Here is a 24184-nt window from a genome sequence, read left to right as displayed (position 1 = left end):
GTTTCCCCTGGAAGCGGGGCCCATCGCCGTACTCTGACGACATGTCAGATGACCAGTCGTACGATCCGTCCGAGACCTGCGAGACGCTCGGCTTCGACAACGTGCTCTTCCCCGTCGGGGACCTGGGCGAGGCGGTCTCCTTCTACGAGCGGGCGGGCTTCCCTGTCGCCTTCCGCCTCGACGAGATCGGGCTCGCGATCCTGAAGGTCGGCAAGGAGACCCCGGGCATCCTGCTGCGGGTGGAGGAGGCGACGGTCCACCGCGGTGCCCCCTGGGACGCGCCCCGCATCTGGCTGGAGGTCCGCGACGCGCGGGCGAAGGCGGGGGTGCTCGCGGGGGCGGGCATCCCGGTCCTCGCCGAGCCGTTCTCCGTGGCCACGGGGTGGACCGTGGAGATCGCGGATCCGTGGGGGAACGTGGTCGGGTTCACGGATTACTCGAAGAGGCCGGAGCTGGCGCGGAGTTGAGCCACCGGAGGCTTGCCCGCGCCGGAGCGCGCCCTACGGCCGGATTTGCCCGTTACGGCGCCTTGATCGCTGTCTAGCGTGAATGCCCGAAACGCTCGTCATCCCCGTTTCTTCATGGAGGATCCATGGCGATGCAACTCGTGGTCGAGCCGGGCAGGTACTTCATCAAGAGCGCGGCCTACGCGGACCGCGTCCTCGACGTCAGCGGTGGCAGCACGGCGCCCAACACCCCCGTCATCGGCTGGCACTGGCAGAAGAGCGACAATCAGGCGTGGGAGCTGGTCGAGACCCAGTTCCCGAACGAGTTCATCATCAAGTCCGCGATCGGTGAGGTCTTCCTCAACCTCTCCAGTGACCGGTCCTACCCGCCGAAGCTGGCGGTCCAGCCCGTGTACGTGGTGTGGCCCATCGTGCCCGTCGCGAGCAGCGCGTTCCGGATCAGCTACCCGGGCACCCTCCAGGTCGTCACCCTCGCCACCGAGACCGAGGGCTCCCAGGGCATCCTCCAGGACGGCACGCTCTCGCCGACCCAGGAGTGGACCTTCGAACGCGCCTGAGTTGTAAGTGAGTTGTGGGGTCGCCGCCATCAGCGTGTGTGCTGCGTGGGGCGGCCCCTTTCCATGTCGCTTTCTGTATCGGAAACTGGACTCTTGCCGTATCGGAAAGTCAGCGGCTAGAGTTTCCGGCATGGAAACAAACGGGGGAGTCCTTCAGCCGACGCCCGAGCAGGCCCGTGCCGCTCTGGCCGACACCGAACAGGTCCGCGCGTCCGTCGCGGCACTGTCCGCCACGCCGTGGCCGCGGTGGTTCGCCGTGCTGCTCGCGGTCTTCTGCGCCGCGTCGCCGATCCTGCTCGGCGGTGTGCTGGGCGAGCGTGACTGGCTGATGCCGCACGGGGCCTGGCTCGTCGCCCTGCTCGTCGTCGAGGGCCTGTACTTCCTGGCCTTCGCCGTCGCCGCCCGGAACTGGCGTGCCAAGACAGGGGTGGCGCTGCGCATGGACGTCCTGCCCAAGAGCGCCACCGTGCCGCTGTTCATCGGGGTGCCGCTGCTCTTCGTGGGGCCCGCGTACGTGTTCCGGGCGACCGGACAGCCGCTGTGGCTCTTCGGCGCCGCCGCCGTGGGCGCCGCCGTCTCCCTCGGCTTCCACCTCTGGTTCGTCCGGCTGCACCGGAAGGCGTCGTGAGCGCCGCCGACCCCATGGAGGGCTTCAACGCCACCATCCACGCGCCCAACCGGCTCCGTATCTGCGCCCTGTTGGACGTCGCCGGGGAGGCGGAGTTCAGTGTCGTGCAGGAGCAGCTCGGCGTCTCCGCGTCCGTGCTCAGCAAGCACGTCACCGTGCTCATGGACGCGGGGTATGTGGAGCAGCGCAAGGCCGTACGGGACACCCGGCAGCGGGTCTGGCTGACGCTGACCTCGCGGGGGCGGGAGGCGTATGGGGCTCACCATGCGGCGTTGCGGGCCATTGTCGGCCCTTGAGTTCCCCGGGTTTCCGCGTTTCTGAGTGCCTCAGTCGTCGCTGTTCTTGAGTGCGTCGACGAAGGTGGTCCACGCGGGGGCCGTGAAGGGGATGGCGGGGCCGGTGGGGTTTTTGCTGTCGCGGACGGGGATGTGGGAGGGGCGGGTGGTGTCGTTGACCTCCAGGCACGCGTCGCTGCTGCCGCCGCTGTAGCTGGACTTGCGCCACTTGTGCACGACCGAGGCGTCGGGGATGGTCACGGACTCACTGCTGCGCATGCTCGTATTCCTTTGCGATGGAGCGGATCAGAGCCAAGGACTTGTCCTGCGGGAGTGCGTCGCTCAGCGCAAGATCGTAGGCGACCTGACACTCCCGTACCACGGCCGGGACTTCGCAGAGCTGGCCCATCCGGAAGGCTTCCATGTACGCCACCGGTGGCTGGTCCTCGAACCACATGAGCGACACCATGCCCGCCAGCAGTGCGTAGCTGCCCGCGTCGTAGGGAATCACATGCACGCGTACTCGGCGGCTACGCCCCAACTTTTCGATGTGACAAAGCTGTTCGCACATCACCAGAGGGCCCCCGATCGGATGCCGCAGGACTGCTTCATCGAGCAGGGCCCACACCACGGGGTTCTTGAAGTCGTCAAGAATGCTGGCTCGCTCAAGGCGTTTGGCGACCATCTTGTCGCGCTCGTCGTCGGTTCTGGGAAGCGGAGCGGAGCCGAGTACCTCAGTTGCGTACGCCCTGGTCTGGAACAAGCCGGGTACAAGGCAGGGGGCGAACTCCCTGATCATGACAGCCTGTTGCTCCAGCTGCAGCGCCACCTCGAAGTGCGCAGCGACGTTGCCCTCACTCAACGTCGGCAGGAACTCCACAAAGAAGTCCCCCGCGCCCAGCACCTCACCCAGCCGTCTCGCGTCCTCCACGTCCGGCCTCCGCCGCCCCGCCTCAATATGCGCGATGTGCGTCCGCGACATGACCGCCCGCACACTCAACTCCTCCTGCGTGAGCCCGGCCGCCTCCCGTCGCCGCTTCAGCTCCTGCCCGTACTTCTCTCGCGACTGCGGGCTGTCCTCGATCGCCATGCCCAACTCCCGGATGTGCGAGTTGCGTTGTCACATCGGATCCCCTTCCGAGCGTACCCACCCCCACCTCACTCTGTGATCGGAACAGCACGCTGAGCGAGAGGGCGAGGTCATGGAGGAGATGGAGGAGACGGGGGAGAAGGGGTGGGGAGGGCCCGGGATCACCTTGCGGGTGTCGCGGGACAGCGGGCGGACCTGGGGGCCCCGGGTCGTCTACTACCCGGCCCGGGACGTCGCGCCGCTCCCGGCGGGGGTCAGGTATCCGCTGTGCAGGTGTTCCCGGTGCATGGGTGTGAAGTGACCCTGCGTGTACGGGAGTTGTTGTAGCGTGAGCGCGTACAGCTTGATCGCCTCGTACGGAAACGAGGCGGCCCCCGTCCCGGCTGCAACCGGCGGCGAGGGCCTTCAACCCCGAGTGCGAAGCAAGAGGAGCACCCGACGATGTTCCGTCATGTTAGCGCGCCCGCGCGCTTCTTCTCCCAGGTCCCGAACGAGATCATCCGGCATCCCCGGCTCTCCTCCGACGCGGTTCGACTCCTGACCTGGCAGCTTTCCCTCCCCGCCGAAGCGGAAGAATCTCTTTCCCGGACTGCCCGGCGCGCCGGGATCGGGAAGGTCGCCTTCCTGCGCGCCAAGGGGCAGTTGAAGGACGAGGGGTACGTCCACGAGTGGAGGGAGCAGGTGGAGCGGGGGCGGTGGTGTACGCGGCAGCTCGTATCCAATGTGCCGTTGGTGCGGGAGGAAGCGATCCGGCTCGCGGGTGGTGGTGCGGACGAGTCGGTGCAGGTCGTGCCGACGGGTGGTGTACCGGCCGCCGGTGCGCCGGTGGGTCGGTCCGTCGGCCGTCTTCCAGATGAAACCCCCGTAGGGAACACCCGCCAACCCGGCGCGGAGGTGGACGCGGTGCTCGCCGAAGGGCGGCGCGTCATCGACGCGCTGCCCCAGCTCGACCCCCGGCTTCGGGTTCCCCGCGGGATGTTCGCCGAGCTGTCCGTGCTGGCCGCCGAGTGGGTGGTGCGCGGGCACACGGCTGAGGGGGTCTGGCGCGAGGTCAGCCGCCAACTGCCGAGACCGGGAACGGGAATTCACCGGCCCGGCGGGCTGCTGCGCTACGTGCTGCGGCAGGTTCCGCCTGTTGCCGTGCCGCCCGCACCGCGACCCGAGCCGCGTGTCGCGCGGATGCGGGAGTGCGCGGGCGAGCGGCACGTCCAGGTGTGGCTCTTCCGGCCGGTGGGGGACGAGGAGTTGTGCGCCGAGTGCCGTCGGGAGCGGGCGGCCGAGTCCGAGTCCGAGTCCGAGCTCGTACCGGGTGTGGAGTCGGTCGCCGTGCGAGGAGCCTCCGCCGTGCGGGCGGCACTGCGCGGGGAGTGGGAGTGGGGATCTGGGCCTGGGGCCCGTGCCTGTTCGGAACAACCTGAAGGAGGCGCTGCGTAATATGGCGTGTTACGTTGGTGGTGTGGCGAAGACTCGCATCTCGATCAGCCTGGACCCTGGTGACGCAGAGCTCATCAAGAAGGTCGCAGCGGAGAATGGCTTGGACGTCTCCGCGTTCCTCGTCATGGCAGGGCGCAAAGAGGCGGCCCGGCTAGCTCGGCTCGCCGAGTCGTTCGCCGAGATCGACACGGCCATCGCCGCTGCCGAGGCCGAAGCCGAGGAGCTGGACTGGCCCCCGGAGAGCAACCTCAGTGCGGACGAAGTGGCCCGCATTGAGGCCGAGATCGATGCGGCCCGGGCCGAATCCGCCGCTCGCAGGCGGGGCGCCGCGTGAACCTTGGGTGCCCGACCTGCCCTGACGTCAGCGTGCTCGGTGATGTTGTGTACGACGCGGGCATGCTGATCGCCCTCGCCGAGAAGCGGCCGGACCGGGCGCTGGCACACCACCGTAAGTTTGGCGCGAAGGGGCTTCCCGTAGTGCCTGCCCCGGTGGTGGCTCAGGCTTGGCGCGGGGGTGCCAGTCACGCGCATCTGGCTCGTGCGCTGAAGGACTGCGCGGTCGTGTGCTGTTACACCGAGATGGAGTGGCGGCGGGTGGGCGAGCTGATCGGGCGAGCCCGCTTGCCCGCCAAGAAGCGGCCCGATCCGGTCGACGGACTGGTTGCGCTCACGGCATTGCAGGTCAGGGCCGCGATCGTGGCGACCTCCGATCCGGACGGCATTCGGGCCTATCTGGAACAGTTGCCGGGTGCGGAGTCGGTCCTCCCGTTGCGGGTCTGAAAGCGGGCGGGCCGTACCCCTGGGATGAGGAGTGCGGCCCGGACCATGTGGGAGAAGTGCGGACTACGGCGTCAGCGACGCACCCACGTGCGCGCCCGCCGGAGTGCCGAGCGCCGTACGCCCGTAGTACACCCCGCCAGCCAGCGAGATCCCCGAACTGCCGCTGTCCAGCTGGAGGATCGTGCCGTCGCCCGCGTCCTCGCCGTCTACGCCGATCGCCAGGTCCGCGCGGTCGTCGGCGGTGGCGAGGTCCGCGAGGGAGACGGAGGAGCCGAGGCGGTCGCCGGATTCCGTGGAGCCGGGGACGTCGGGTTCGTCCTGGGAGATCGCGAGGGCGCCCGTCCCTGTGAGGCCCGATGACGTGCCCTTGAACAGCAAGCTCGTGCCCGCGTCCTTGCGGTTCGTACCCGCGCGCGTGATGTCCTCGCCGGGGGCGCCCGCCAGGACGTCGGCGTGGCCGTCGCCGTCCACGTCGGCGGCCGCGACCGACCAGCCGAGCGCGTCGCCCGCCTCGGCGGCGCCGGGGACGCCGGGCGAGGACTGGTGGATCGTCGTAAGTCCGGTGGACGTCGGGCCTGTCGGGGAGCCGGGGAGTACCGTCACCTGGCCGCCCGCGTGTGCGCCGGACTCGGCCGTGTACGGCTGGCCTATGACCAGGTCGTCGTGGCCGTCGGCCGTCACGTCCGCCGCCGCTATCGACCGGCCGCCGGGAGTGGCCAGGACCCCGACCCGGCTCAGGCCCGACCGCGTGCCCCTGAACCACGTGACCCGGCCCTTGCCCGCCTGGTCGCGATAGGTCAGGGCCACATCCGCGTAGCCGTCGTGGTTGAAGTCGCCGGACGCCGCGTCCTCGTACGCTGTCGAGCTGTCCTGCGTGGTCAGGCTGCCGCCGACCTCGTGGGTCTCCGACAGGCGGGCCGACCAGGTGCCGCCCGTGCCGGTGGACGCCGCGAAGACGTCCGCCTTCCCGTCGGCGTTGAAGTCGCCGACCGCGACCGCCGAGCCGAACCGGGCGCCCGGCATGTGGAAGTCGTCGGCCAGCTGCATGTCCGTGCCGGAGGTGAGGGCGGGGCCGTAGAGGATCGTGACCGCTCCTCTGTCCTTGTGGCCCGTCGTGTCGTCCTCGCCGGGGGCGCCGATCGCCAGGTCCGCGTAGCCGTCGCCGTTGATGTCGCCGGTGGCGGTCGCCGCGGCCCAGTTGTCGCCCGCCTCGGAGTTGCCGGGGACGCCGGGCGAGGACTGGGTGAGGGTCTTCTTCGCCCCGCTCGCCGGGCCCTGCGCGCCGCTGGGCAGGACCGTGAGGGAGCCGGTGCCACCGGAGGTCCCGGGCGTGCCCGCGACCAGGTCGGCGCCGCCGTCGCCGTCGATGTCGCCGGCGGGGACGGCCGGGCCCGGCTCGGCCGCGGACGCGGGGCCCGCGAGCGCCGTCACCCCCGAACACCCCAGTACGGCCGCCCCGATCGTCAGCAGTGCCCTGCTCCTCAGGCTCAACTCGCCCTCCTTTACGTCCAGTTGTTCCCTATGGCCCATGACCGACCGTACGACTGCCGAAGTGGCCAAAGGGTTGTACGCGGGCGGGTGAAATGTCGCGTGATGTTTTCCGCAGTGGTGGGGCGTGACGTCGGGGCGTGCGGATGCGCTGTTCCAGCTGTGAAGAGATCTTTGGTGAAGAGGGCCGGTGCGGGTGCGCTCGTGGTGGGGCTGGGCGTGGGGCTGCTCACCGCCTGCGGTTCCGACGAGCCCGTGACGCTGTCCGGCGGGACGTGGCGCACGCTGCCGCCGGAGGACCAGGTGCGCGGCGGCAAGCTCGCGGACCGGGCGATGCGGCTGCTCTCCGAGACCGACTCCGTGCGGCTCAAGGTCTCCATGACCGCACCCCAGGGCACCCGTGAGGTCTCGCTGCTCGTGGACCGGAAGGGCAACTGCTCCGGCACCTTCGACGAGGGGGAGATGAAGTCGGGCGAGATCCGGGTGCTGGCGGACGGGCTCGTCTTCTTCCGGTTCAGGGACAGCGCGCTGGACGCGATCCTCGCGCAGGCGGCGCTGCGCGGCCCCGCCGTCGAGGCCCGGGTCAAGGAGCGGACGGCGCTCGTGCGCGGCAAGTTCATGGCCGTCCCGGCCAAGGACCCGAGCACGGCCGCGCTGCACAGCCAGTGCGACCTCGACCGGCTCATGGGCCCGATGGGCAGCGGCGGCGGCCAGGACAACAAGAACACCCGCGCCAAGCCCGAGACCTACCGCGACGGCAAGCGCGTCATCCCGCTCGTCGACGCCAAGGGGGAGATGGACGCGACGCTGTACGTGGCGGCGGACGAGAAGAAGCCGTACGCGCTCGCCATGGAGATGCGGCAGGGGCGCTCACGGATGGAGATGGAGTTCTCCGACAACGGCAAGACGGTCCAGGTGAAGGCTCCGCCGCCGTCGGAGATCGCCGACATCGACCTGGGGAGCGCGGGCTCGCTGCTGGAGGCGTAGCGGCGTAGCGGCAGGTCCGGGTGAACGGCCGAGGCCGCCACCCCCCACAGGAGAGGCCCCGGCCGTCACGCGGTACGGACCGCGGGCGGCCCGTACTCTCTACAGCGCCGCCGGTGCGTTTTCTGTCACACCGCGCTCTGTCACCCGGTGGTTGCTGGTCGTACAAACATGGACGTAGGGCGTGTCAAACCCGTAGCGTGCTACATCGCGCGGGAGGCCGCGGACGTCAGGACCGCTGTCTTCGGGACCACGCACCGCACCATCAATTGAGCAACCACAACGGTGAACAACCGACTCCGCGAGAGCGGCGCCGGTTTAGGCGCAAGGGACAGGCAGGCAGCCAGCAGTGGGGGACGACGCGGAGTTGACCGCCGCGGTGCTAGCGGCTCAGGACGGGGACGAGACCGCGTTCCGGACCGTGTACCGCGCCGTGCATCCACGGCTGCTCGGATACGTCCGGACGCTTGTCGGGGACCCGGACGCGGAGGACGTCGCGTCCGAGGCGTGGCTGCAGATCGCCCGTGACCTCGACCGGTTCACCGGTGACGCGGACCGGTTCCGCGGCTGGGCGGCCCGCATCGCACGCAACCGCGCCCTCGACCACATACGGATGCGGGGGCGCCGCCCGGCGATAGGCGGCGACGAGACGGAGCTGACCGGCAAGCCCGGCGAGGCCGACACGGCGGGCGAGGCGATGGAGTCCCTCGCCACCGGTGACGCGCTCGCGCTGATAGCCCAGCTCCCGCAGGACCAGGCCGAGGCCGTCGTGCTCCGGGTCGTCGTCGGCCTCGACGCGAAGAGCGCGGCCCAGACCCTCGGCAAGCGCCCCGGAGCGGTACGCACGGCGGCGCACCGCGGCCTGAAGCGGCTCGCGGAGCTGCTCGGCGCGGACGGCACGGAAGGTGCCGAGCCCCCCGCCGCGCTCGGCGCGGTACCACCCCAGCGAGGCCGCCGCGGGCGCCCGGTGTCGTCCACCGGTGTGACGCATTCGCGTACGCGGACGCAGAAGGACATGTGATGGCCGACGAGGACTACCAGTGGCTTGACCGTGCCGTGGCGGAACGCCTGCTGCGCGGTGAGCCCCTCGACGATGTCGACCTTCACACCCGTAACCAGGCAGAACAGGAGCAGGCCGAACGGCTCGCCCAGGCCCTTGAGGCGCTGTGTGCGGACGATGCGGTGCGCGCCGCGGAGGAGACGTCGGGCGTGCGGCCGGGTGCCGCCGTCGCGAGTGGTCGTCCCGGGACGGCTGCGCACGCTTCTTCTCAGGCTGCTCTCGAGGGTGAACTCCCGGGCGAGGCGGCCGCGTTGGCCGCGTTCCGGCAGGCCAGGGCCGAGGCGTCGGGGCCGGTGCCCGCCGGCGGTGAGCCGGTGCGCCTGGGCCGTCCCGCCGAGCGTCCCCGCGCCGTCCGCTGGGGAAGACCCGTGCGGTTCGGCATGGCCGCTGCCCTCGCCGGGTGCATGCTCGGCGGCGTCGCCGTCGCGGCGGGCACCGGGGTCCTGCCGACACCGTTCACCCGCAAGGAAGCGCCCGCACAGGAGCGCACACCCTCGGCGGCGTCCTCCCCGGACAGCGTTCTGCCGACCCCCTCCGGCAGCAGCCGGCACCCGGACGAGCCGACGCCCGACGAGGGCACCACCCCGGACGACGACACCACGCACAAGCCCGGCACCGCGAAGGACCCGGACAGCAGGACGCCGGACGACGACGCGGGCAGCACGCCCGGCGGCTCCAAGAAGCCGGTCCCCGGCACGGGCCCCGGCACCGACGACGAGGCCAAGGGCTGGTACAAGCGCATCGTCGAGTCCTGCCGCGACTACCGCAACGGCGACCTCCCGGCCGACCAGCGGCGCGGCCTGGAGAAGGCCGCGAAGGGCGCCGAGCGCATCAACGCATTCTGCGGGCGGGTACTCGGCGGCACTCCCGGTGACGGCGACGACGACCGGGGCTCCTCCGGGGGCGGCAACGGCAACGGCGGCAGCTCCGGCGGCGGTCAGGGTGACGGTGACGAGGACGGCTCCGGCGGCTCCGGTTCAGGCGGTTCCGGCTCCGGGGGCAACGGCGGCGGGCACCGGCCCGGCGAGGGCAACACCGCGCGGCCCACGTCCACGCCGAGCGCGCCGCAGCACGCCATGCCCACCGCGTCGTACAGCGTGACGTCCACGCCGACGAGCAGCTTTTCCTGAAGTTCGTTCAAGGTGTGACGTTTTTTGAGGCGGCGGCGCAGTAAGTAGTGAGCCGACTGGTCATCGGCCGGAGCACGAGTCGGGGGTTCCCCCCGTACCTTCGACTCAGTGCCACATAGCGCGGGCGGGACACGTTCCCCCGGTCCCGCCCGCGCTGTTTCTCTTGCTTGTCCCTCCCGCGTCGCTCACTTGTAGATGACGACCTTGTCGCCCTTCTGCACCTCGCTGAACAGCCGCGCGATCTTCTTCTCGTCGCGCACGTTCACGCAGCCGTGCGAGGCGCCGTTGTAGCCGCGGGCCGCGAAGTCGGAGGAGTAGTGGACCGCCTGGCCGCCGCTGAAGAACATCGCGTACGGCATGGGCGTGTGGAACAGCGTCGAGACGTGGTGCCGGGACTTCCAGTACACGGGGAACTCGCCGTCGCGCGTGGGCGTGTACTGCGAGCCGAAGCGGACGTCCGTGGTGAGGCGGGCCGTGCCGTCCACCATCCAGGTCAGGGTCCGGGTGCTCTTGCTGATGCACAGGACCCGGCCGGTCAGACAGCGCTTGTCGGGCTTGGCGGGCGGTATGCCGCCGCCCGAGTACCGCTCGAAGCGGCTCGGCTCATGGGTCATGGAGAGCAGCCGCTGCCAGGTGACCGTGTCCACGCTGCCGGTGCGGGGCAGGCCGCGCTTGCCCTGGAAGCCGCTGACGGCCTTCGCCGTCGACGAGCCGTATGTGCCCGTCGGGTCCTGGAAGAACCAGGCGAGCTGACGGAGCCTGGCCTGCAGCCCGCGCACCTTCTCGCCGCGGGCGCCCTGGGCCATGAGGACCTTGGGGGGTGCGGGCGGAGTGGGTTTCGCGGTGTGTCCGGGCGTGGGCGACGCGGAGCGCTTCGGCTCCTTGCCCGCCGGTGGTGACGCCTTGCCGTCCGTCTCCACGGCGGCCGCCTTGCAGCCGCCGACGAGCGCGGCCAGGGCGAGGGCGGCCCCCACCGCCGTACGCCGTCTGGATATGAGTCCTCTGGTCATGCCGGTCCCCCCGCTGTAGTGGACGCCGCCCCTGGGTCATGGACACCGACCCGGGTAGTGGACACCGTCCCCCAAACTGTTTCCCCCGAGTGACCGCTCTCGAACGTTGGCGCATCCTGGACCCATGGCGCGTGAAACCGAGTCAGGACTGCCCGTCGAGCCGGTGTACGGCCCCGAGTCGCTCGCGGGCTGGGATCCGGGCGCGCAGCTCGGCGGCCCCGGCGCGTACCCGTACACGCGGGGTGTGTACCCGACGATGTACACCGGCCGCCCCTGGACGATGCGGCAGTACGCGGGCTTCGGCACCGCCACCGAGTCCAACGCCCGCTACCAGCAGCTCATCGCCGACGGCACCACCGGCCTGTCCGTCGCCTTCGACCTGCCCACGCAGATGGGCCACGACTCGGACGCGCCTCTCGCGCACGGCGAGGTCGGCAAGGTGGGTGTGGCCATCGACTCCGTCGACGACATGCGGGTGCTGTTCGAGGGGATCCCGCTCGACCGGGTCTCCACGTCGATGACGATCAACGCCCCGGCCGCGCTGCTGCTGCTCATGTACCAACTGGTCGCCGAGGAACAGGGCGTCGACGCACGGCAGTTGACGGGCACGGTCCAGAACGACGTCCTCAAGGAGTACATCGCGCGGGGCACCTACATCTTCCCGCCGAAGCCGTCGCTGCGCCTGACCGCCGACATCTTCCGCTACTGCGGTGCCGAGATGCCGAAGTGGAACACCATCTCGATCTCCGGGTACCACATGGCGGAGGCGGGGGCCTCGCCCGCGCAGGAGGTAGCGTTCACGCTCGCCGACGGCGTCGAGTACGTGCGCACGGCGGTCGCGGCGGGCATGGACGTCGACGACTTCGCGCCGCGCCTCTCCTTCTTCTTCGTGGCCCGCACGACGCTCCTGGAGGAGGTCGCCAAGTTCCGTGCGGCGCGCAGGATCTGGGCCCGCGTGATGCGCGACGAGTTCGGTGCGCGGAACCCCAAATCCCTGATGCTGCGCTTCCACACCCAGACGGCGGGGGTCCAACTCACCGCGCAGCAGCCCGAGGTGAACCTCGTCCGGGTCGCCGTCCAGGGCCTCGCGGCCGTGCTCGGCGGCACCCAGTCGCTGCACACCAACTCCTTCGACGAGGCGATCGCGCTCCCCACCGACAAGAGCGCCCGGCTCGCCCTGCGCACCCAGCAGGTCCTCGCCCACGAGACGGACGTCACCGCCACCGTCGATCCCTTCGCGGGCTCGTACGCGGTCGAGCGGATGACGGACGACCTGGACGCGGCGATCAGCGAACTCATGGGCAGGGTCGAGGACTTGGGCGGTGCCGTCGCCGCGATCGAGCACGGCCTCCAGAAGGGCGAGATCGAGCGGAGCGCGTACCGCGTGGCGCGCGAGACGGAGAGCGGCGAGCGGGTGGTGGTCGGCGTCAACCGCTACGCCCTCGACGCGGAGGAGCCGTACGAGCCGCTGCGCGTGGACCCCGCGATCGAGGCACAGCAGGTCGCCCGCCTCGCCGCGCTGCGCGCGGGCCGCGACCAGAAGGCGGTCGACGTGGCCCTGGGCGCGCTGCGGACGGCGGCGGAGAGCGACGACCTCAACGTCCTCCACCCGATGAAGGACGCGCTGCGGGCTCGGGCCACCGTGGGGGAGGTGTGTGGGGCGTTGCGGGAGGTGTGGGGGGCGTATGAGCCGAGGGACGCCTTCTGATGTCCTCCGCGCCTCTGATGTCCCTCCGCGCCTCTGATGTCCCTCCGCGCGTCTGATGCCCGGCCGCGCTCCGCCCGGCAGTCGTCACGAGGCGGGCCTAATGGTGCCAGGCGCTCCCGCCCACGTTGTGGATCATCCGCTGGAGCACCTTCAGGGCCGCCACGTACTCCTCGTCCGTGATGCCCGCGTGGATCTGGTCCCGGTTCGCCTTCTGGCGTACGGCGATCCTGGCCTGCAGCTCGCGGCCCGCGTCCGTGGGCCGCAGCCGCCCGGCCCCGTCCTCGCTGAGCAGTTCGCGCCCGAGCAGCGCGTCGATGTCGTGTTCCAGGGCGCCGTCGCCGATGTCGAGGTAGCCGCGCAGGGTCGCCACGACGTCGGCCCGGTCCTTGCCGTCGTCCGTGCCCGTGATCGTCTGGTTCAGGATCCACCACTGCGGCTGGGTGACCCCGAACTCGGCGAGGGTGGTGCGGATGTGGTGGACCACGGCGGCTCCCGTGGCCGAACTCCAGTAGCCGATGGGCTGGTTGTTGAGTCCGGCGTCGTCGTGTGAGTACGTGAAAGTCGTCATGAGGAGAACGTAGAACCTCAAGTCAACTTGAGGTCAAACGTTCGCGGTGAAGTGCTTCAGGTAGTCGGGCAGGGTGGCCGCGTCCGTCCCCGTCCAGCCCACGTATCCGTCCGGCCGGACGAGGAACAGGCCCCGGCCGTACGGCTCGTAGGGCTGTAGATGATGTACGTGGATCAAGTCGGTGTTCAGGGGCGGGAGTTCGGACCCGGGGGTGTCCATGTCCACTGCCAGGAGCGTCCAGTGCGGGCCGCGGAAGAGGTCGAAGAGGTGTCCGCCGTCCGTCGTGGGGCCGTCAGGGGCCCGGTCGCCCGCCTGGAGCGTGCTCTCGCCGAGGTGGTCGCGCTCCTCCGCCGAGAGGGGCGACTCCCGGTAGTTCAGGCCCAGTTGCTGGGTCGCGCGACCCCGTGACTCCTGCTGCCTGTGGACGCGCGTCGAGAGGTCCAGGACGCTTGCGGCGACCGGCAGGCGCTCCTCCTCGTACGTGTCGAGGAGCGCGGCGGGAGCTCCGTCGCGCAGGACCGCGCCGAGCTTCCAGCCGAGGTTGTAGGCGTCCTGGACGCCGGTGTTGAGGCCCTGGCCGCCCGCGGGCGAGTGGACGTGGGCGGCGTCCCCGGCGAGGAACACCCGGCCCACCCGGAAGCGGTCCGCCATCGCCGCGCGCGGACGGAAGTCGGAGGCCCAGCGGATCTCGGTCACGTCCTCGGCGGCCAGGTGGGTGCGGGCGGCGATCAGTGTGCGTACGGCGCCGGGGGAGAGGTCGGGGGTGGCGTCCTCGGGGAGGCGGGCGGCCAGTTGGAAGTCCTCGGTCCCGGCGAGGGGGCAGAGCGCGGTGAAGGTGTGCGCGAGGGTGTCGTCGTCCGCGGCCGGCGGGAACATGTGCCAGTGGTCGCGGTCCAGGGCGCCGGTCCGGATGCGGACGTCGGCGACGATCGTCGGGTACGGGTCCACGGCCTCGCCGGTCATCGTGACGCCGAGCGCGCGGCGCACCGTGGAGCGGCCGCCGTCCGCCGCGACCAGGTGACGGGCGCGCACGGTGCGGGTGCCGTGGTCCGTCGAGAGCTCGGCGGTGACCCCGTCCTCGTCCTGCGCGAGAGCGGTCAGCGCCGTGCCGAACTCGACGTCCGCGCCGCCCAGTTCGCGCAGTCGCGCGTGCAGGATCTCCTGGGTGCGCCACTGCGGCAGCATGAGGGGGACGGTGTGAGGCTCGGTGGGGGTCGGCGCCACCTCCTCGAACATGGGCTGCTCGCCCTGCCGTTCGCCGTCGCGCCAGATCATCCCCGTCGGGTACGTCCCGCCGAGTGCCAGGGCCTCGTCGAGGACCCCCAGGTCGTCGAAGACCTCCTGCGTGCGCGGCTGGATGCCCTTGCCGCGCGAGCCGGGGAACAGGGTCCCGGCCCGCTCGACCAGGAGGGCGCGCACGCCGCGCCGGGCCAGGTCGCAGGCGAGGGTCAGGCCGGTGGGGCCCGCGCCCACGATGAGTACGTCCTTAACGCTGTTAAGTTCCGTCATGCCCCGAGGGTGCGCTTAACGGTGTTAAGTTGTCAAGGTGGCTGGCGAACGAACGACGCGACTCGACCGGACCCTGGTGGCCCGCACCGCCCTCGGCCTCCTGAACGAGACGGGGCTCGAAGGGCTGACGCTGCGCGCCATCGCCAAGGAGCTGGACGTCAAGGCGCCCGCTCTGTACTGGCACTTCAAGGACAAGCAGGCGCTGCTCGACGAGATGGCCACCGAGATGCTGCGGCGCATGGTGGACGACATGGTCGCGCCGGACGGCGCCGACTGGCGGACGGTCATCGCCGCCGCGATGCGCGGGCTCCGCGCCCATCTGCTGCGCTACCGGGACGGCGCCAGGGTCTACAGCGGCACGCGCTTCACGGATCTGTCGTACGTGGCGCCCATGGAGGCGAACCTGCGGCGGCTCACCGGCGCCGGTTTCACGCCCGCCGGGGCCGCCCGCGCCTGGCAGACCGCGTACAGCTACACGATCGGCTACGTCATCGAGGAGCAGGCCATGGGCCCCGACCCGGCCAAGGGCGAGGAGGGGTACGACCTGGATGCGCGGGCCGAGCGGCTCGCGGAGTTCCCGCTCGCCGCGGCCGCGGGATACGAGATGTTCCGGGACTACGACGCGGGCTTCGGGCAGGGCCTCGCGGCGGTCGTCGAGGGGATCGGGGCGACGCTCGTCCGGCCCGGGGGACCGGACCGTAAGGTGGGCGCATGAGCGAAGCCGAAGCCGAAGCCGGGGACGCAGCGGGCACGGAGAGCGTGGACGAGACGCTGGAGCGCCTGGTCCAGGAGCTCGCCGACGCGATCGGCGAGGCCCAGGGCGTGATGAGCGAGGTCATCGACGAGCTGGTGGCGGACCTCACCGGGGAGCCCGGGGAGTCCGGCGAGCGCTGAGGTCCGGTCCCACCTACCCGCCAGGCCGCTCCCGCACCTTCACCGGGGAGCGCTCAGCACCCGCCGTATGCGCGGCGTCGCCCACGCCTCCACGTACCGGTTCAGGAGCCACGCCAGGAACAGCATCGCCGCGACCGTGAGCCCGAGCGTCGCGTACGAGGGCAGCCCCAGGCGCTGGTGCAGGAAGCCCACCGTCACCCAGCCCAGGTGCTCGTGCACCAGGTAGAAGGGGTACGTGAGGGCGCCCGCCACCGTCAGCCAGCCCCAGTTGGCGCGGGCGAGGAAGCCGAGCGCGATCAGGAGCACCGCCGCGAAGCCCGCCGTGACGATCGCGACGATCACGAACGTCGAGCGGTACGAGAACGCGTTCGGCATGTTCGCCGGGTGCCAGAGCCGGTCCACCGCGTAGTGCTGGCCGATCAGCCAGCTCACGCCGACGATGCCCCAGGCCGTGGCGTCCCTGCGGTTGCGGTGCAGCAGGTAGATGCCGACGCCGCCGATGAAGAACGGCGCGTACTCCGGCATCAGGACCAGGTCCAGGAGCGGTTCGTTCGCCGCCTCCGCGATCGCCGCCGCGAGGGTCCAGCCCGCGCAGAACAGCACGACCCGGGCGCGCGTCGCCCCCGGAAGGACCACGCACACCGCGAACAGCGCGTAGAAGCGCAGCTCCGCCCAGAGTGTCCAGCAGACCCCAAGGACCCGGTGCGCGCCCAGCGGCTGCTGGAGCATGGTCAGGTTCAGCAGGGTGTCGCTCGGCGAGACCGCCTTGAACGCCACCGCCGGGAGCGCGAAGACCAGCGTCACCAGGGCGATCGCCGCCCAGTACGCCGGGTAGAGGCGGGAGACGCGCGAGGCGAAGAACGAGCGCAGCGGGCGCCCCCAGCCACTCATGCAGATCACGAAGCCGCTGATGACGAAGAAGATCTGCACCCCGAGGCAGCCGTACGCGAACCAGCCGTGCAGCGTGGGGAATTGGTGGCTCGGTGAGCTGCCCCACGCCTTGGCGATCTCGCCGTCCCGGCCGCCGTAGTGGTACGCGGCGACCATGAGGGCGGCGATGAGGCGCAGGCCGTCCAGGGCGCGCAGGCGGGGTGCGGCCTTCGCGCGGACCGGTGCGGCCACCGCCTCCGGGGCGGGCGCGGGAACGGTCGTACCCGTCGCGGTCATCCGAGTGCGGTCCGCTTGAAGGAGCGCTTCACCGAGCGGGCGCGGCGCGCGACCTTGCGCACCGTCGCGTTGCGCGGGATGAACGACAGCTGCGAGGGCAGCGCGCCGGGCAGCGCGAGGGCGGTCAGGCGGCGGCGCTTGAAGTACCGCCAGGTGCGGTCGGTGAGGTGCCGGGAGAGGTAGTCCTCGGTGGCGGTGCGCAGGCCCGGGTAGATCTGCGGCTGCATCGCGAAGCCCACGGCGCCGAGCAGCCCCTTCAACTCCGTTGTGGAGAGCGGCTTTTGCTGCTTGGTCGCGTCCAGGTCCGGCAGCAGCGCGTCGACGATCGTCACCGGTACGCGGTTGCTGTTCTGGTACGGCGCCAGGCGCTCCAGGAGCAGCTCGGTGCCCGTGCGCGCCACCGGCAGGCCGTAGAACGCGGACGCGGTGAGCAGCGCCGTGGAGAAGCAGCCGACGACGAGCGCGGGCCGCATCCGCTGGTAGAGGACCTCCGCGAGCACCGGCGAGTCGAGCACCGTCAGGTGCACGCCGATCCGCTCCGCCTCCTTCTCCAGGGTGCGGTTCCAGGCGGCCGGGGCGGTGGGGTGCGGCTTGAACACCACGTGGGAGTGGCCGCGTTCATGGGCGCCGCGCACCATGGTCAGATGCAGCTCCTCCTCTTCCTCGGGGGTGAGGATGGAGAGCGCGGAGAGGTACTGGCCGAGGATCAGGGCGGGCTCGGTCTCGGGGCCGGGCAGACCGCCGGGCAACTCCCCTTCGGACTCGCCGAGTTGGCCGAGCACCTTGAGGAACACGTCCGTGGGCACCAGCTCCGGCTCGACACCGAACTCGGTGAGGAGCAGCGGCTTCAGGTCCGGCACCAGATCGAGGTGGAGCAGCCGGCGCACGCGCGTGCCGACCAGCGGGTCGATCTTGTTGCGGGTGGGGCCGTAGCTCATCAGGCCGTCGGCGTAGACGTCGACGGGCGCGCCCGTGAAGATCCGTGCGATCGCCAGGGCCGGGTCGACCTGGATCGACTCCAGCGCCAGCTCCACGCGGTCGTCGCCGAGCCCCCAGGTGAGCCGCAGATACCGCTCCCACAGGGGGACGTCGTCGCCGCGCGGCGACCAACCGCCCGGGTGGAAGGGCGAGATGGCCTCGTTCCAGGACAGCACCTCGTCGAAGCGGGAGCGCAGCCGCTCGAAGCCGGGGGCCGTGTCGGGGCCCGCCGTCGTCTCCGGGGTCGCCGCGTTGTTGGAGACGAGGAGGATGCTGCGGTCCACCGGGGTGAAGCGGTCCGCGTCGATGGCGGCGGCCAGCGTCGCCACGCCGTAGAGGGTGGAGGCGACATAGATACGGGTGGTGCGCGGCGGGCTGGTGAGCCAGGAGGTGGGGGCCGGGGTGGGGGCGGTCATCACGCGGCGACCTCCGCCGCGACCGGACGCCGCCGCAGCCTGCGCAGCCGGGTGGCGCGCTGGACGTCCATGGAGTCGAGCGCCTCGTCGAGCACGCCCTGCGGCATCCGCTTCAGGGCGGCGGCGCTCATCGACTTCAATTTGCGGGCCACAGCCGGTTCGAACCTTTCGATGGATCCCAAGTGGTGGGAAATGATGGCGCAATACGTCCGTACGGCCTTCGGGAGCAGGCTCGCCGCGTCCCGGTCCTGCGCCGTTTCCCGAACGACTTGATCAAATGCGCGAATGAAATCGAGCTGCCGCACATCGCCGATCTGCGTGAGCGAGGACGCGACACCGCGCCGGTAGAACACACCCAACAGGCCCGAAACCGCGAACGATTCCGCTTCTCTGTGCAGCCGCCAGATCCACGGCCGGTCCTCCGCCGTGCGCAGCCCGTCCGTGAAGTGCAGGAGGCCCGCGTCCGCGAGCCGCCGGTGGTAGATGCCCGCCCAGGCGTACGCGTAGTCGACGGAGGTCGAGCGGTCGGCGGGCAGTATGGCGTCGCGCGGATTCAGGGCCTCGTCGCGGCGGCCGTAGGGGACGCGGTGCACCGAGCGGGCCCGCGCGGTGCACTGGACGTGGTCGGTGCGGACGAAGTCGACGTCCAACCGCTCGATCCGGTCGAGGAGTTGCCCGTAATAGCCGGGAGCGAGCCAGTCGTCGCCGTCCAGGAAGGTGAGGTACTCCCCGCGCGCGGCGTCCAGGCCCGTGTTGCGGGCGGTCGCCAGGCCGCCGTTCTGCTCATGACGGATGAGTCTGACCTGGCAGCCCGCGTCCGGCAGTTCCCGCGCGGCGCGTTCCAGGATGTCCGGCGTCTCATCCTTGGAACAGTCGTCTACGAGAATGAATTCGAAGTCGTCCCGCGCGTTGGCACGCAGACTCTTCAAGGTGTCGGGCGCGTATTGCTGCACGTTGAAAAACGGCACGATGACGGAGAGCTTAACCACGTGGGTGACGTTAGGTGTCGGCCCGGCATTCGTCTTGACCCTTGGTGGGATGTCAGGTGAACGACGCATGGCGGGATGGTTAACCGGCTTGTGAGAGACGATTCCGACGTGCCGATTCGCCATTCGTCGGCTCTCTGTTAACCGTTTGTTGCACCTGAGTTGGGCCGCGAATCGACGGGCCTTCCTAGCGTCTTGGCTGTGCCAGTAAGCGACAACGAGACCACCAGGGATCAGCAGCAGACACGCATCGCCGTGCTCGCCGATTCCGACACCCGGTGGAAATGGGGCGCACTCACCGCGAACCGCCTCATCCAGGGTGCCAGACTCGACGGATATCTGCTCCGTGGCCGGGCCACGCCCACCCCCCGGCAGCTCCAGGAAGTCGGCGTGCGCGCCGATTCCCTCCGCGAAGTCACCGCGGTGGAGTTCCTGCAGGAGATGGGGCGGGAGCGCACCGGGGAAGAGGCGTACGACATCGTCGTGCTCGCCCTCGTCGGCGGTGCCGTCCAGGCGGTCCTGCACGGTCTCGCCCACGCCTGGCAGGGGCGCGCCCGGCGTCCCGTCGTCGTCACCGGCTACGTCGGCGTCGTCTACGAGAAGCTCGCCGACGGGCTCCTCCTGCGGCACGGCGCGGACGTCGTCCTCGCCAACTCCCGCCAGGACGCGGAGCGTTTCCGCGCCGTGTACGAGGGAGTGGGCGCCGACGCGTCGAGCGTCACCGAGTGCGCGCTGCCCTTCCTCGGCGGCGCGCCCTACGAGGCCAAGGACCCCTACACGGTGGTCTTCGCGGCCCAGCCCTCCGTACCGGAGAACAAGGCCGACCGCACCTACCTGCTGCGCCGCCTCGTCCGGCACGCGCGGCAGCGCCCCGAGCGCGAGGTGCTGCTCAAGCTGCGCAGCAAGCCCGGCGAGCACACCACGCACATCGAGGAACTCCCGTACCAGAAGCTCGTCAAGGCCGAGGACGCGCCGCCCAACTTCCGGCTCGTGTACGGGCATATGGGCGACGTCCTCGACCACGCCGACCTGCTGGTCACCATCAGCTCCACCGCCGCGCTCGAAGCCCTGCACCGGCGCATCCCCACCGCGGTCCTCACCGACCTCGGGGTGCGCGAGGCGCTCGGCAACCACCACTTCATCGGCTCCGGCTGCCTGGCCTCCTTCGACCAGCTGGACGCCGGGCACCGCCCCGAGGCCGACCCGGAGTGGACGGCGCGCCAGGGAGTCGCCGCGGACGGGACGTACGCGACGGCCTTCGACGCGGCCCGCTCGCGCGTCGAAGAGCTGCTCGCCGCCCCTCAACTCCCGCCGCTCACCCCCTACTACAGCCCCGTCACCGCCTCCGGCTACCTGCCCCGGATCCTCGCCCGCCACCACCTCGGCCCCGACGGCGCCCCGCTCCCCGGAGCGCCCGCCGCCGACCGCGAGCCGGGCCCGGTGCGCCAGGCCGTGCGCAGCGCGGCCCGCGGCGCCTACCGCCACGGAGTGCAGCGCGTGGCGCCCGTCATCCGCCGGATGGGCGAGCTGTGACCGCGCCGACGCCGGACGAGCGAGCCACGACCGCGCCGAACGTGCCGAACCCCCACCCCCACCTCCCCCGCCAAGGAGCCGCCCCCATGTCCCACCCCGACCGCCCCGCCCCAGCGAGCACGCCGGCCCGCCGGGTCCTCGCCGTGATCCCCGCGCGCGGTGGCTCCAAGGGCGTGCCCGCCAAGAACCTCGCCCCGGTCGGCGGCGTCCCCCTGGTGGCGCGCGCCGTCCGGGAGGCACGGGCCGCCCGGCTCGTCACCGACGTCGTCGTCTCCACCGACGACCATGTGATCGCCGAGGCCGCGCGCTCGGCGGGCGCCGAAGTGGTGCTGCGGCCCGCGGCGATCGCCGGGGACACGGCGACCAGCGAGGCGGCCGTGCTGCACGCCATGGACGCCCACGAGGCACTGCACGGCGAGCCCGTCGACGTGGTCCTCCTCGTCCAGTGCACCAGCCCCTTCATCGTCCGCGAGGACGTCGACGCCGTGGTCGACGCGGTGGTGCGCGGCGGCGCCGACACCGCCCTGACCGTGGCGCCCTTCCACGGCTTCGTGTGGCGGGACGCCGACGACGACCCGGCGGTGCTCGGCGCCCAGCGCACCGGCGAGGTGGGCGGGAACGGCTCGGTGAAGGTCGCCAACTCCACGGCCACGGACGGCGGTTACGGCGTCAACCACGACAAGTCCTTCCGGCCGCGCCGCCAGGACCGCCCCCAGGACCTCCTGGAGACCGGCGCCGTCTACGGCATGGCCGCGCCCGGCTTCCGCGAGCACAAGCACCGCTTCTTCGGCCGCACCGAGCTCGTGCGCACCGACCCCGCGCGGGTCCTGGAGATCGACGACCCGCACGACCTGGCGCGCGCCCGTGCGCTCGCGCCCCTCTTCGACGCGGACCAGCCCGGTTCGCTCCCGACCGCCGACGACATCGACGCGGTCGTCCTCGACTTCGACGGCACCCAGACCGACGACAGGGTGCTGATCGACTCCGACGGACGGGAGTTCGTCTCCGTGCACAGGGGAGACGGACTCGGCATCGCGGCCCTCCGCAAGAGCGGCCTGGCGATGCTGATCCTGTCCACGGAACAGAACCCGGTCGTCGCCGCCCGGGCCCGGAAACTCAAGATCCCGGTCCTGCACGGCATCGACCGCAAGGACCTCGCACTCAAGCAGTGGTGCGAGGAGCAGGGCATCGCTCCCGAGCGCGTGCTCTACGTCGGAAACGACGTCAATGACCTCCCGTGCTTCGGCCTCGTCGGCTGGCCCGTGGCGGTCGCGAGCGCCCACGACGTCGTACGCGGCGCCGCACGTGCGGTCACCACCGTTCCCGGCGGCGACGGCGCGATCCGAGAGATCGCCAGCTGGATCCTCGGCCCTTCTCTCGACTCCCTCAACAAGTAAGGAACGCAATCCTCATGTCTGCCACCCCCGCCACCTCCGCGGCTGCCTCCCTCAACTCCCGCCTCCGCAGCTTCGGTTCGCGCACCGCAGGTCCCGGCCAGCCCGTCTACGTCACCGGCGAGATCGGCATCAACCACAACGGTGACCTGGAGAACGCCCTCGCGCTGATCGACGTGGCCGCCGACGCCGGCTGCGACGCCGTGAAGTTCCAGAAGCGCACCCCGGAGATCTGCACCCCGCGCGACCAGTGGGACATCGAGCGGGACACCCCCTGGGGCCGCATGACGTACATCGACTACCGCCACCGCGTGGAGTTCGGCGAGTCCGAGTACCAGGCGATCTCGGACCACTGCGCCAAGCGCGGCATCGACTGGTTCGCGTCCCCGTGGGACACCGAGGCCGTCGCCTTCCTGGAGAAGTTCGACGTCCCCGCGCACAAGGTGGCGTCGGCGTCGCTGACGGACGACGAGCTTCTGCGGGCGCTGCGCGCGACGGGCCGGACGGTGATTCTGTCGACGGGCATGTCGACGCCGAAGCAGATCCGTCACGCGGTCGAGGTCCTCGGCTCGGACAACATCCTGCTCTGCCACGCCACGTCGACGTACCCGGCGAAGGCCGAGGAGCTGAACCTCCGCGTCATCAACACCCTCCAGGCCGAGTACCCGAACGTCCCGATCGGCTACTCCGGCCACGAGACGGGCCTCCAGACGACCCTGGCCGCCGTCGCCCTCGGCGCCACCTTCGTCGAGCGCCACATCACCCTCGACCGCGCCATGTGGGGCTCGGACCAGGCCGCTTCGGTCGAGCCGCAGGGCCTGACCCGCCTCGTCCGCGACATCCGCACCATCGAGGCGTCCCTCGGTGACGGCGTCAAGAAGGTCTACGAGTCGGAGCTCGGCCCGATGAAGAAGCTGCGCCGCGTCGCGGGTGTCGTCGCCGAGACCGAGGCGGCGGAGCGCGAGCCGGTCGCGGTCTGAGGCCCACGGACCTCCTGACGGATACGGGACACGGGATACGGGATACGGGACATACGACGATGAGCACCCTGGCGTTCGTGGAGAGCCCCGTGCAGCTCCTCAACGTGTTGGAGTGGGCACACATGGCGGGCGCGACCGGTTCGGCCGGGGAGCTCACCGTCGTGGTCCTGTCTCCCAACGACCCGATGACGCGGGGCCAGTTGCGCCGCATGGCACAGCTGGCCCGCGACGAGGGCGTGCAGGTCCGCTGGGAGGAGGCGCGCGGCGGCCCCACGGCCCCCTTCCACACGGTCGGCGGTCTCGCGGGCGCGCTGCGCCGCGCGGACCGGGTCGTGATCGGCGACCCCTTCTCCCGCTATGTACAGCTGCTCCTGACGATCACGCGGGCGCGCTCCCTCGTCGTGGTCGACGACGGCACGGCCACGATGGAGTTCGTCTCCCAACTGGCGCGTGGCGAACGCCTGGTGCGCTGGCACCGCCGTGGCGGCCGGCCCGGCCCCCGCGACCTGGTCTTCGCCCCGGTCTCGGGGGCGGCCCGCCGCCGCCTGACACCGAGCTCCCGCCGTACGGTGGAGGTCTTCTCGTCCATGCCGATCGAGTCGGCGCCGGACGGGGTGACGGTGACGGCGAACGACTTCGCCTGGACGCGGGCCCGCTTCGGCCCGCCGCGCGTCTCGCGGGGCGCGGACCTGGTCGGAACGTCCCTGGTGGAAACGGGAGTCGTGGACCCCGACCGCTATGTGGATGCGGTACGCGGCCTGGCGGTGGCGCACGGCGCGACGCGCTACTTCGCGCACCGCCGCGAGAGCGCGGAGAAACTCCATCGCCTCGCGGTCGAGACGGGCCTCCAAGTGGTCCGCCCCGACCTGCCGTTGGAGCTGATCGCGCGCCGGGGCCCGATCGGACGGGTCATTCTGAGCTTCCCCTCAACGGTCGTCCACACACTGCCACTTGCCCTCGCGGGCACGGAGGTCAAGGTGGCGGTCATGGACATCGACCCGTCCTGGCTCACGGAGACGGCGTCGCCGCGGGCGCAGGGGTTCCTGTCGGGGGTTACGGGGACGGCGCGGGATGTGCAGAGGCTGGCTTCGGTGGCGGCGACGGCGACGGCGACGGCTTGAGGGGGCGTGGCTCTCTCGGCCGCCGTC

General features: G+C 71.1%; 26 protein-coding genes. 17 read left to right on the top strand and 9 right to left on the bottom strand.

What is annotated here, in order from left to right; translation table 11 throughout:
- Positions 1–41 precede the first annotated feature (41 nt).
- The 4 genes from ACFWYM_RS33300 (at position 42) to ACFWYM_RS33285 (ending at position 1948) form a co-directional block, all read left to right on the top strand.
- A complete protein-coding gene (locus ACFWYM_RS33300) occupies positions 42–467 on the top strand; it encodes a VOC family protein (protein ID WP_384845839.1) in 426 nt (141 codons plus the stop codon).
- 125 nt (positions 468–592) lie between these two features.
- Complete coding sequence (locus ACFWYM_RS33295; RefSeq protein ID WP_384845837.1) at positions 593–1024, top strand: RICIN domain-containing protein; 432 nt, start codon at positions 593–595, stop codon at positions 1022–1024.
- A gap of 130 nt (positions 1025–1154) precedes the next feature.
- On the top strand, positions 1155–1652 hold the full coding sequence (locus tag ACFWYM_RS33290) for a hypothetical protein (protein WP_384845835.1): 498 nt from the start codon (positions 1155–1157) through the stop codon (positions 1650–1652).
- Positions 1653–1666: 14 nt separating this feature from the next.
- A complete protein-coding gene (locus ACFWYM_RS33285; protein WP_384845939.1) occupies positions 1667–1948 on the top strand; it encodes a transcriptional regulator in 282 nt (93 codons plus the stop codon).
- 30 nt (positions 1949–1978) lie between these two features.
- Here the strand turns inward: ACFWYM_RS33285 and ACFWYM_RS33280 are convergent, their stop codons facing one another.
- Both ACFWYM_RS33280 and ACFWYM_RS33275 read right to left on the bottom strand, forming a co-directional pair.
- Positions 1979–2206: a DUF397 domain-containing protein gene (locus ACFWYM_RS33280; RefSeq protein ID WP_384845833.1), complete on the bottom strand. Its 228-nt coding sequence runs from the start codon at positions 2204–2206 to the stop codon at positions 1979–1981.
- Positions 2193–3017 (bottom strand): Scr1 family TA system antitoxin-like transcriptional regulator, encoded by an 825-nt coding sequence (locus ACFWYM_RS33275; RefSeq protein ID WP_384845831.1) that lies wholly within the window; start codon positions 3015–3017, stop codon positions 2193–2195. Before ACFWYM_RS33275 ends, ACFWYM_RS33280 begins: the two co-directional genes overlap by 14 nt.
- A gap of 441 nt (positions 3018–3458) precedes the next feature.
- Between ACFWYM_RS33275 and ACFWYM_RS33270 the strand changes: the two genes are divergently transcribed.
- From ACFWYM_RS33270 to ACFWYM_RS33260, 3 genes are all read left to right on the top strand, one after another.
- Complete coding sequence (locus tag ACFWYM_RS33270) at positions 3459–4451, top strand: hypothetical protein (RefSeq protein ID WP_384845829.1); 993 nt, start codon at positions 3459–3461, stop codon at positions 4449–4451.
- A 22-nt stretch (positions 4452–4473) separates the two neighbouring features.
- Positions 4474–4785, top strand: coding sequence for a hypothetical protein (locus ACFWYM_RS33265; RefSeq protein WP_384845827.1), 312 nt, complete (start codon positions 4474–4476; stop codon positions 4783–4785).
- Positions 4786–4847: 62 nt separating this feature from the next.
- A complete protein-coding gene (locus ACFWYM_RS33260) occupies positions 4848–5231 on the top strand; it encodes a hypothetical protein (RefSeq protein WP_384845825.1) in 384 nt (127 codons plus the stop codon).
- 63 nt (positions 5232–5294) lie between these two features.
- Here the strand turns inward: ACFWYM_RS33260 and ACFWYM_RS33255 are convergent, their stop codons facing one another.
- Positions 5295–6722 carry an FG-GAP-like repeat-containing protein gene (locus tag ACFWYM_RS33255; RefSeq protein WP_384845823.1) on the bottom strand — a complete coding sequence of 476 codons (1428 nt, stop codon included), beginning with the start codon at positions 6720–6722 and terminating at the stop codon, positions 5295–5297.
- A gap of 174 nt (positions 6723–6896) precedes the next feature.
- On the opposite strand from ACFWYM_RS33255, the gene ACFWYM_RS33250 reads away from it, so the two are divergent.
- The 3 genes from ACFWYM_RS33250 to ACFWYM_RS33240 all read left to right on the top strand — a co-directional run bounded on the left by ACFWYM_RS33250 (position 6897) and on the right by ACFWYM_RS33240 (position 9893).
- Positions 6897–7706 (top strand): hypothetical protein, encoded by an 810-nt coding sequence (locus ACFWYM_RS33250; protein ID WP_384845821.1) that lies wholly within the window; start codon positions 6897–6899, stop codon positions 7704–7706.
- 346 nt (positions 7707–8052) lie between these two features.
- Entirely contained in the window at positions 8053–8724 is a 672-nt protein-coding gene (locus ACFWYM_RS33245; RefSeq protein WP_384845819.1) for an RNA polymerase sigma factor, read from the top strand.
- The gene (locus ACFWYM_RS33240) at positions 8724–9893 is read left to right on the top strand and encodes a hypothetical protein (RefSeq protein WP_384845817.1); all 1170 of its coding nucleotides are present in this window, start codon (positions 8724–8726) and stop codon (positions 9891–9893) included. Before ACFWYM_RS33245 ends, ACFWYM_RS33240 begins: the two co-directional genes overlap by 1 nt.
- Positions 9894–10078: 185 nt before the next feature.
- On the opposite strand, the gene ACFWYM_RS33235 is transcribed toward ACFWYM_RS33240, so the two are convergent.
- Positions 10079–10903, bottom strand: coding sequence for a L,D-transpeptidase family protein (locus ACFWYM_RS33235; protein ID WP_384845815.1), 825 nt, complete (start codon positions 10901–10903; stop codon positions 10079–10081).
- 124 nt (positions 10904–11027) lie between these two features.
- On the opposite strand from ACFWYM_RS33235, the gene ACFWYM_RS33230 reads away from it, so the two are divergent.
- Positions 11028–12611, top strand: coding sequence for a methylmalonyl-CoA mutase (locus ACFWYM_RS33230; protein ID WP_384845813.1), 1584 nt, complete (start codon positions 11028–11030; stop codon positions 12609–12611).
- A 97-nt stretch (positions 12612–12708) separates the two neighbouring features.
- Here the strand turns inward: ACFWYM_RS33230 and ACFWYM_RS33225 are convergent, their stop codons facing one another.
- Positions 12709–13179, bottom strand: a complete 471-nt coding sequence (locus tag ACFWYM_RS33225) for a MarR family transcriptional regulator (protein WP_384845811.1) — start codon at positions 13177–13179, stop codon at positions 12709–12711.
- 33 nt (positions 13180–13212) lie between these two features.
- On the bottom strand, positions 13213–14688 hold the full coding sequence (locus ACFWYM_RS33220; RefSeq protein WP_384845809.1) for an FAD-dependent oxidoreductase: 1476 nt from the start codon (positions 14686–14688) through the stop codon (positions 13213–13215).
- Positions 14689–14725: 37 nt separating this feature from the next.
- Between ACFWYM_RS33220 and ACFWYM_RS33215 the strand changes: the two genes are divergently transcribed.
- Complete coding sequence (locus ACFWYM_RS33215) at positions 14726–15403, top strand: TetR/AcrR family transcriptional regulator C-terminal domain-containing protein (protein ID WP_384845807.1); 678 nt, start codon at positions 14726–14728, stop codon at positions 15401–15403.
- The gene (locus ACFWYM_RS33210; RefSeq protein ID WP_384845805.1) at positions 15400–15582 is read left to right on the top strand and encodes a hypothetical protein; all 183 of its coding nucleotides are present in this window, start codon (positions 15400–15402) and stop codon (positions 15580–15582) included. The genes ACFWYM_RS33215 and ACFWYM_RS33210 overlap by 4 nt, the downstream gene beginning before the upstream one ends.
- A gap of 39 nt (positions 15583–15621) precedes the next feature.
- Here ACFWYM_RS33210 and ACFWYM_RS33205 read toward each other — a convergent pair whose 3' ends face one another.
- From ACFWYM_RS33205 to ACFWYM_RS33195, 3 genes are read right to left on the bottom strand one after another with little or no spacing between them, the layout of a single operon-like run.
- Positions 15622–16749, bottom strand: a complete 1128-nt coding sequence (locus tag ACFWYM_RS33205) for an acyltransferase family protein (protein ID WP_384845803.1) — start codon at positions 16747–16749, stop codon at positions 15622–15624.
- A complete protein-coding gene (locus ACFWYM_RS33200) occupies positions 16746–18143 on the bottom strand; it encodes an alpha-2,8-polysialyltransferase family protein (protein WP_384845801.1) in 1398 nt (465 codons plus the stop codon). Before ACFWYM_RS33200 ends, ACFWYM_RS33205 begins: the two co-directional genes overlap by 4 nt.
- Positions 18143–19132 (bottom strand): glycosyltransferase family 2 protein, encoded by a 990-nt coding sequence (locus ACFWYM_RS33195; RefSeq protein ID WP_384845799.1) that lies wholly within the window; start codon positions 19130–19132, stop codon positions 18143–18145. The genes ACFWYM_RS33200 and ACFWYM_RS33195 overlap by 1 nt, the downstream gene beginning before the upstream one ends.
- Before the next feature lie 198 nt (positions 19133–19330).
- Between ACFWYM_RS33195 and ACFWYM_RS33190 the strand changes: the two genes are divergently transcribed.
- From ACFWYM_RS33190 to ACFWYM_RS33175, 4 genes are all read left to right on the top strand, one after another.
- Positions 19331–20662, top strand: coding sequence for a DUF6716 putative glycosyltransferase (locus ACFWYM_RS33190; RefSeq protein WP_384845797.1), 1332 nt, complete (start codon positions 19331–19333; stop codon positions 20660–20662).
- A gap of 86 nt (positions 20663–20748) precedes the next feature.
- Positions 20749–22059 carry a cytidylyltransferase domain-containing protein gene (locus ACFWYM_RS33185; protein WP_384845795.1) on the top strand — a complete coding sequence of 437 codons (1311 nt, stop codon included), beginning with the start codon at positions 20749–20751 and terminating at the stop codon, positions 22057–22059.
- 14 nt (positions 22060–22073) lie between these two features.
- The gene (locus tag ACFWYM_RS33180; protein ID WP_384845793.1) at positions 22074–23036 is read left to right on the top strand and encodes an N-acetylneuraminate synthase family protein; all 963 of its coding nucleotides are present in this window, start codon (positions 22074–22076) and stop codon (positions 23034–23036) included.
- Between the two features lie 59 nt (positions 23037–23095).
- Entirely contained in the window at positions 23096–24157 is a 1062-nt protein-coding gene (locus ACFWYM_RS33175; RefSeq protein ID WP_384845791.1) for a hypothetical protein, read from the top strand.
- Positions 24158–24184 lie beyond the last annotated feature (27 nt).

Origin of the sequence: Streptomyces sp. NPDC059009 (assembly GCF_042740175.1) — a bacterium.
Lineage (GTDB): Bacteria > Actinomycetota > Actinomycetes > Streptomycetales > Streptomycetaceae > Streptomyces.
Note: the sequence above shows the minus strand (reverse complement) of the source record. Positions and strands in the feature narration are given on the sequence as shown.

What these genes read in the sequence shown, in the direction of transcription:
- ACFWYM_RS33300 (WP_384845839.1), top strand. Translation starts at nt 42, where the DNA reads ATGTCAGATGACCAGTCGTACGATCCGTCCGAGACCTGCGAGACGCTC.
- ACFWYM_RS33225 (WP_384845811.1), bottom strand. Translation starts at nt 13,179, where the DNA reads ATGACGACTTTCACGTACTCACACGACGACGCCGGACTCAACAACCAG.
- ACFWYM_RS33235 (WP_384845815.1), bottom strand. Translation starts at nt 10,903, where the DNA reads ATGACCAGAGGACTCATATCCAGACGGCGTACGGCGGTGGGGGCCGCC.
- ACFWYM_RS33290 (WP_384845835.1), top strand. Translation starts at nt 1,155, where the DNA reads ATGGAAACAAACGGGGGAGTCCTTCAGCCGACGCCCGAGCAGGCCCGT.
- ACFWYM_RS33205 (WP_384845803.1), bottom strand. Translation starts at nt 16,749, where the DNA reads ATGACCGCGACGGGTACGACCGTTCCCGCGCCCGCCCCGGAGGCGGTG.
- ACFWYM_RS33295 (WP_384845837.1), top strand. Translation starts at nt 593, where the DNA reads ATGGCGATGCAACTCGTGGTCGAGCCGGGCAGGTACTTCATCAAGAGC.
- ACFWYM_RS33240 (WP_384845817.1), top strand. Translation starts at nt 8,724, where the DNA reads ATGGCCGACGAGGACTACCAGTGGCTTGACCGTGCCGTGGCGGAACGC.
- ACFWYM_RS33200 (WP_384845801.1), bottom strand. Translation starts at nt 18,143, where the DNA reads ATGACCGCCCCCACCCCGGCCCCCACCTCCTGGCTCACCAGCCCGCCG.
- ACFWYM_RS33285 (WP_384845939.1), top strand. Translation starts at nt 1,667, where the DNA reads ATGGAGGGCTTCAACGCCACCATCCACGCGCCCAACCGGCTCCGTATC.
- ACFWYM_RS33185 (WP_384845795.1), top strand. Translation starts at nt 20,749, where the DNA reads ATGTCCCACCCCGACCGCCCCGCCCCAGCGAGCACGCCGGCCCGCCGG.
- ACFWYM_RS33230 (WP_384845813.1), top strand. Translation starts at nt 11,028, where the DNA reads ATGGCGCGTGAAACCGAGTCAGGACTGCCCGTCGAGCCGGTGTACGGC.
- ACFWYM_RS33270 (WP_384845829.1), top strand. Translation starts at nt 3,459, where the DNA reads ATGTTCCGTCATGTTAGCGCGCCCGCGCGCTTCTTCTCCCAGGTCCCG.
- ACFWYM_RS33180 (WP_384845793.1), top strand. Translation starts at nt 22,074, where the DNA reads ATGTCTGCCACCCCCGCCACCTCCGCGGCTGCCTCCCTCAACTCCCGC.
- ACFWYM_RS33175 (WP_384845791.1), top strand. Translation starts at nt 23,096, where the DNA reads ATGAGCACCCTGGCGTTCGTGGAGAGCCCCGTGCAGCTCCTCAACGTG.
- ACFWYM_RS33260 (WP_384845825.1), top strand. Translation starts at nt 4,848, where the DNA reads ATGCTGATCGCCCTCGCCGAGAAGCGGCCGGACCGGGCGCTGGCACAC.
- ACFWYM_RS33220 (WP_384845809.1), bottom strand. Translation starts at nt 14,688, where the DNA reads ATGACGGAACTTAACAGCGTTAAGGACGTACTCATCGTGGGCGCGGGC.
- ACFWYM_RS33210 (WP_384845805.1), top strand. Translation starts at nt 15,400, where the DNA reads ATGAGCGAAGCCGAAGCCGAAGCCGGGGACGCAGCGGGCACGGAGAGC.
- ACFWYM_RS33275 (WP_384845831.1), bottom strand. Translation starts at nt 3,017, where the DNA reads ATGGCGATCGAGGACAGCCCGCAGTCGCGAGAGAAGTACGGGCAGGAG.
- ACFWYM_RS33280 (WP_384845833.1), bottom strand. Translation starts at nt 2,206, where the DNA reads ATGCGCAGCAGTGAGTCCGTGACCATCCCCGACGCCTCGGTCGTGCAC.